The sequence below is a fragment of the Arthrobacter sorbitolis genome (genome assembly GCF_054510995.1).
On record NZ_JBTNDM010000024.1, the window covers coordinates 1 to 2,620 of the forward strand.

The window sequence follows — 2,620 nt, forward strand, 5'->3', positions numbered from 1 at the left end:
AGCCAAAAAAACCAGCCACCACACAACATGCGGCAACCAGCCAATTCAACCAATCAAAAAACAATCGGTATCAACAAACTTGGCACACTATTGAGTTCTCAAACAACAGGAACATGCGATTACTCGCTGAGCCGGCGCTTTCACGCTTTCTCGGCCCTGCTTTCCTTCGCCGTTGTGTTCACAGCTTATTTCATTCTGTTTTCTCTTGTCAAATCCTCCGCTTTGGCCTACGGCCTGCGGAAATACATATGACAGGACAATCCCATGACAATTAATGGTCGAATTCCCATGCATTTCAGAGCGCACGAACCGACCATTGGTTTTGAAGGGATTGGTCACCCTCACCGGGGCAACTCATGAAACATTACACGCCGGTCGGTGTGCGGGCAAACCGAGGCGACGTCGCCTGCGTCACGCCGGCAGCCGGCGTCTACGTGGCCCTCCCGGGCCGCGGGATGGCCTCCTGACGCAGCCGTCGCGTGCCGGGCTTCCCTGTCCGCGAGGCCGGCTGAGCCCCACTGCGTGTCGCTGGAGGCCGGCGCCTGACGGGGGCGCGGTCGCAGGGTGGACGGCGCCTAGGACCAGCGTGGCACCCCTGGCACGAGCGCTTGCGAAGCGGCCATCCGGACGAGGCGCCACGGGTGCCCCAGCGAGTCGCCGACGCGCGAGACACTCGGGCGCTCCATCCCGGTTGCCCGCCGAGCACAGGACCGACAGCTCGTCGCGAGCAGGCCCGGTGTGCTCGCGGAACTTCGGGGCGAGGTGGTTTCCGACCGAGCCGTGGACCCTGACCCACGTGCATGCTCGGCCTTCCGTGGGAGTCACCCGCCGCGTCGACCTCTACCAAGGGTTCACACTCGTGACTCGGTCGAGATGGCGGCGGCGGAACACCACCGGCCGGCTCCTCGACACCGCCGTCCTCGGGCGCCCGCGGGCGATGCGTCCGACGTATCCGACGTCGAATGTCTCCATGCCGGACGGTGGAAGGCGCGCGGACCGGCTGTCGGCACCCTGGTGCCGGCTACCACCGGGGCAGCGGCCTCGGCCTGTCCCGGCCCGCCTCCACGGTGGCATCCGGCTTCGAGGTGTCGAAGAGTCTCGAAGAACGCCTCCTGCCCGGTCGGGGCGCTGATCCGCCCGGCGGTGCAGGACGGTCACGTCGGACCTCGCGCTCGTGCCTCACGCCTCGCGCCTCCGGCTGGCGGCCCGACATCGCCGTCCGCGGCCGGATCGACCGAGTACTCCCACCGGGTGGCAGGCGTTCGCGGGCCTGCGTGCAACCTCGGCGCGGATCACCCGCAGGCGGGTTGCTACTCCCCTGTCAGTGCGACGCCTCTCTGCCGGCGTGATGCTTGTCCGAAGGCCAGTCTGATCAGGCCCTCGGTTGTCCTCGCGCTAGGGAGGGCCGGGCAGGGCGGACCAGCCTGGTCCGCACGTCACGATCCGGGAGGGTGGTACTGGATGTGTGCACCAGCGTTCCCGAATCGGCGATCATCAATGAACTCGAGGTCGGAGCGCGGGTCGTTCGTCGAGCGGGCTCTGCCGATGGACGGTGGGGCGCCTGTACAGCTGGCACACGGGTCCCGGCCAAGGCGTGGAACGGTCCGCTCCCCCTACGAGCACGCCAACGGTCGCTGTGGCCGTCGGTTCGCGCTGACTCCGGCTCGGAACATCATCGTGTACGGCGATGGCGGCGACACCCAGCCATCACCGAGACCCGCCGGACACCCGTCGACCTCGATCTCCTCCCGCAGCGGCGAGTCAGCCACGCCGCGCCACCCCTCCTCCGGATGGTCAGCATCCGGAGAACGCCGAGCCCACCGACGTCGCCGGCGGCGACCCCGACGATGCGGTCGGCTGCGAGCTCCTGTGCCCTGGCCAGGGCTGCCTCGACGCTGTCGACGAAGTGGAAGGGCGCCCCGAGGTCCCAGCCCTCGGGCTTGGACCGGTGTGTCACGACCACCACGTGGTCGACCCCGCCCGGAGGCTGCCCGTCCCAGCCGTCCGTCCGGTCGAAGACGCGGCGTCCGACGATGGTCGCCCCGACGTGGTCCCAGTACGGCCGGGGGTAGTCGTAGGCCGTCTGTGACACCTTCGACGCACCGCTCTCGTCCAGCGGGACGTCCCCGCCCGACAGCAGTCGAACAGCGGTCCGGGTTGATCGTTGTCGTCGGCGATGAAGCCGTCCACCGACACCGAACCGTACATGACCACCCTGCCCTCGGGTCTCCTCACCTTTCGGGTGCCCACAGTAGCCCGGGCAGGGCTCGAGGTCTCGGGAAGAAGGAGGTGCGTCCCCTCCGGTGGACCCCGACGCAGTGCATCTCGGAGCAGCTGTCGACGACAGCTGCTATCCCCGGCGCCGGCTTCACCTGTGCCGGTCCAACGGGTCGGTCGCCCCCGTACCCCGGCGTCCGCAGGGGTGGGCGGGCGCTGCCGGCGGTGTGGAAGTCGGGCCGGCGGGTTGTGGGGGCCGGGCCGGCGGTGTGGGGGCCGACGCTGTGGGGGGCGGGTGGTGGTGGGTGGTTAATGGGGAAGAGGCCCCACCGGTGGTGGGGCCTCTTGCCTGTAGTGGTTGTCCGGCGGTGTCCTACTCTCCCACACTCTCTCGGGTGCAGTA

1 protein-coding gene and 1 pseudogene are annotated in these 2,620 nt (G+C 68.3%); one reads left to right on the top strand and one right to left on the bottom strand.

The window, feature by feature from the left end; translation table 11 throughout:
• On the top strand, positions 1-252 hold a 252-nt coding region (locus ACX80K_RS17920), incomplete at its 5' end, for a hypothetical protein (protein ID WP_459273268.1).
• Positions 253-1,816: 1,564 nt separating this feature from the next.
• Here the strand turns inward: ACX80K_RS17920 and ACX80K_RS17925 are convergent.
• Positions 1,817-2,208, bottom strand: a pseudogene (locus ACX80K_RS17925) (dihydrofolate reductase); the annotation flags it as partial.
• Between the last annotated feature and the right edge of the window lie 412 nt (positions 2,209-2,620).